Origin of the sequence: Pyrobaculum sp., assembly GCF_049971835.1 — an archaeon.
Classification (GTDB): Archaea; Thermoproteota; Thermoprotei; order Thermoproteales; family Thermoproteaceae; genus Pyrobaculum.
In genome coordinates, this window is the sequence record NZ_JBMFKV010000189.1 from 1 (window position 1) to 3428 (window position 3428).

Below are 3428 nucleotides of genomic sequence, written 5' to 3' on the forward strand. Positions count from 1 at the left end.
CGCCCGGCGACTACGATGTTATTGTAGCGGTCGCCGCGACGAGCGAGGGCGTCTCACTGCGAGAAATCGGCAGGCACAGATGGGCAGATTTGAGGGTAATGTGGAATATGTCCGCCGAGGGATTTAGGCAACTGTACGACCGCGTGCCGGGGGAGAAGCCAGCCTTTGGCGACGTGTGGAGGCTAACTGGCGGCAATCCCTCAGCTCTTGCGAAGCTATACGAGGTGGGGTGGAGCTCGCCAGCCGTTGTAGAAGACGTCTCGGCCCGGGGGAGGGTCACTAGGAGCTTTGTAGAGAAGTGGCGCAGCTGGCTGGAGCGCGCGGTGGAGGATCCAGACGTCCTCTGGAGCGGTGACGCGCCTGAGGAGCTTATAGATGAGCTCGTCGAGAGGAATCTTATTATATTCCACCTGCCGAATAGAGACTCCCGGCTCTGGATAGACGCCCCTCCGCCTGAGCGCGATCCGGAGATTGGCGTGGGGAGGCGGGTGGCGTGGCAGACACCACTGCACAGAGAGGCTGTTAAGAGGGCCTTGGAGGCGCAGGCCTTATAAATCTGGCGGGTGGCGGTGTCGTGGGCACATTTACCGTAAGGGCTCGGGTGTGGAATATCCACAACCCTGCAAAAGCAGTGGAGGTTGACCTGTTAGTAGACGCAGGAGCGACCTATACGGTGATGTCAGCGGAGTTGCTGGAGAGCTTGGGGATCTCTGCGGTGAGGGTGGCTAGGCTGAGGCTGGCGGACGGCAGAGTTGTGGAGAGGCGCGTGGGCGAGGTGGGGATAGATGTCGAGGGCTTCAGAGCCTCGGCCACTCCCGTGGTTTTCGGCGACCGTGATATATACCTACTGGGCTCCGTAACTATGGAACAGCTGGGCCTGGCGCCAGACCCCGCGGAGAAGAGGCTCAAACCGGTGGAGGCGTTACTAATGGGGATCTACGGAGGTTCGATACGTGTGGAGACAGTGAGGTAGGGCAACATTAATGCTTGTACGACAGTGGGGACGTGGAGAGCCTCACAGCGTTAACTAGCTCCCAGCACGCGCCTAAACCGCCGCCATACAATGGCGCTCAGACCCGCAGAGCTGTATTACGGCGCATAGTCTAACAAATGGTTATAGGCACGCCAGATCTCCCAAGTCTCGGATAAACGTCTACATGTGGGCGTGAGGGGGGCATTAAGCTTATTAAAGCGCTTGGCGGATGTCCTCTGTGCAGATAGTTCATCCCTGGCGGGATCTGAGGCGCTATGTGGAGATTAGGCTCTTAGAGGCGCTGGCGGAGGCTGATTTGGCACTGCGTTTTCTCGACGAGGGGTTGCATAGAAACGCGGCTGGGAAGGCCTTCCAGGCTTGGAAAGCCGCCCTCGCCGCGGCGGCCGCGCTGGCGAGAGATTTAATGACTGCGAAATACAGGGGGAGAGTAACTACGCGCGAGGGCGCTGAGGTGGAGCTGGCAGATTGGGTAATAGCCCTGATGCCCACGGGGAGGATGTGGGAGGCGGCCCGTGTGTTGAGGAGGGCCTACGGCGACGAGGTGGTTCTCCTAACGGCTCTGGCGCTCAGCCTCCACGAGGTTCAGTACAACGGGCTAGATGAAAGCGGCGTTTTGAGCAAGTACTCCAGCCTCGAGCAGGTGGAGGAGGACATTAGGGAGGTTATCGAGCGGACCAGAAGATTCGTTGAGGAGTTGAGGAGGAGGCTATAACCTCCTTTTATAGGTGTAATACGTCCTCTGCCCGAAGTCGTGCAGCTCTACTCCGATCCCGGCGAGTCTCTCTCTCAGATAGTCCGCGAGCTGGTACTGCCTCTCCCGCCTCAGCCTGGCCCTCGCCTCTACAAGCGCCTTCACCACCTCGTCCACCTCCTTCGGCACTTCTCTCCGCTCCAGCACGCCGAGCACGTCGGCCATTTTGACGTACTGCGTGAGGAGGTCAAGCGCCGTCTGGCGCGAAACCTTGTCCACCCTGTGCAGGACGGTGGAGATTATGTAACGGGCCAGCCCATATAGCTGTTGCACCGCCTGGGGGGTCGAGAAGTCGTCCTCCAGTGCGGCGTAGAACGCCTCCACATACCTCCCGTAGTCCAGCTTCTCCCTGTCCTCCTCGCCTGCGTCTGCCACGGCTTGGCTCAGCTCGTCGTAGGCGGTGTAGAGGGTCTTCACCATGTCCTCCGCTTGATCTAAGAGCTCAAAGGAGAATTCCATTGGCTTGCGGTAGTGGCTCATGGCGTAGGCCAGCCTCAGGGCCTCGCCGCTGTATCTAGACAGCACCTCCTTCAGCGTAATTACGTTGCCCAGAGACTTCGACATCTTTTCCCCCCTGACGGTGAGGTACCCCACGTGGATCCAGTACCGGGCGAAGTTGTCAACGCCGAAGTAGGCCTTGGCTATTGCTATTTCGTTCTCATGGTGGGGAAATATGAGGTCGGCGCCTCCGCCGTGGAAGTCGAAGGGCACGCCGAGGTGCTTTGTGGACATCACGACGCACTCCAGATGCCAGCCCGGCCTGCCGGGGCACCACGGCGACTCCCACCAAGGCTCGCCGTGGCTCCAGCTTTTCCACAAGGCGAAGTCAAGGGGGTTTCTCTTGCCCGGCTCGGGCTCCACCCTGGCCCCGGCGATTAATTCCTCTATTTTCTGTCTGGAGAGGACGCCGTAGTTAGGCACTTTCCCCACCTCGAAATATACGGAGCCGTCGGGCGCCACGTATGCATAGCCCTTCTCCACGAGGGCGGAGATCCACGCCACCATATCCCCCACGTTTTCTGTGACTCTGGGGTAGGCAGACGCCGGCTTTATGTACAGCCTTTTTGACATTTCGAAAAACTCGGCTATGTACCTCTCCGGCACCTCCTTCCACCGCTTGTACGCCTCCTGTCCAAATTCCTCCCGCGCCCTGTTTATAATCTTGTCGTCTACATCGGTGAAGTTTATCACCAGCTTCACCTCGTAACCAACGGCCTCTAGATACCGCCTAAACATGTCGAAGAAGACGTATACCCGCCCGTGCCCCACGTGGACGTGGTCGTAGGGCGTGATTCCACAGACGTAGCCGCGGGCAAGGCGAGGGACATACGTCGTGAATTCCTCCACCCCCCTTGTCGCCGTGTTGTAGATCCGCATAGGCTTTGAAATGTCTCTGTAATTATTCCTTTCGGAAGTCCTCTGTAATCTGCCTCTCCATCATATACAACGACCCGTAGCTCCACAGACCGGCTCCAGCCTCATCAGCGCCTTTAGAGCGCCGCCGGTGAAGTGTATCTGCTTAGGCTTTCCCCTCTCTTTGACTACTGACCACTCCTCTATTCCCAGGGCCTTCAGCACGGCGGCTGTCCTTAGGTAGTCTGCCTCGCGTCCGCCCTCTGCGCTGGCGTGTATGTTGATGTAGCCCACTATCTCGTCTCTGGCTTTGTAGAATCTCGCCTCCTT

General features: G+C 58.7%; 4 protein-coding genes and 1 pseudogene. 3 read left to right on the forward strand and 2 right to left on the reverse strand.

Annotation, left to right across the window (positions count from 1 at the left end):
• From ACP5J3_RS12045 to ACP5J3_RS12055, 3 genes are all read left to right on the forward strand, one after another.
• Positions 1 to 554, forward strand: a 554-nt coding sequence (locus ACP5J3_RS12045; RefSeq protein WP_428495914.1) for an ATP-binding protein, incomplete at its 5' end; no start/stop codon positions are given.
• Positions 555 to 574: 20 nt separating this feature from the next.
• On the forward strand, positions 575 to 973 hold the full coding sequence (locus tag ACP5J3_RS12050) for an aspartyl protease family protein (RefSeq protein WP_428495915.1): 399 nt from the start codon (positions 575 to 577) through the stop codon (positions 971 to 973).
• 238 nt (positions 974 to 1211) lie between these two features.
• On the forward strand, positions 1212 to 1706 hold the full coding sequence (locus ACP5J3_RS12055; RefSeq protein ID WP_428495916.1) for a PaREP1 family protein: 495 nt from the start codon (positions 1212 to 1214) through the stop codon (positions 1704 to 1706).
• Here ACP5J3_RS12055 and cysS read toward each other — a convergent pair.
• Positions 1701 to 3122, reverse strand: coding sequence for a cysteine--tRNA ligase (cysS, locus tag ACP5J3_RS12060; RefSeq protein WP_428495917.1), 1422 nt, complete (start codon positions 3120 to 3122; stop codon positions 1701 to 1703). The genes ACP5J3_RS12055 and cysS overlap by 6 nt on opposite strands.
• Before the next feature lie 60 nt (positions 3123 to 3182).
• Positions 3183 to 3428, reverse strand: a pseudogene (locus tag ACP5J3_RS12065) (PaRep2b protein); the annotation flags it as partial.

Coding starts and splice junctions, on each gene's coding strand:
- cysS (WP_428495917.1), bottom strand. CDS start 3,122: ATGCGGATCTACAACACGGCGACAAGGGGGGTGGAGGAATTCACGACG.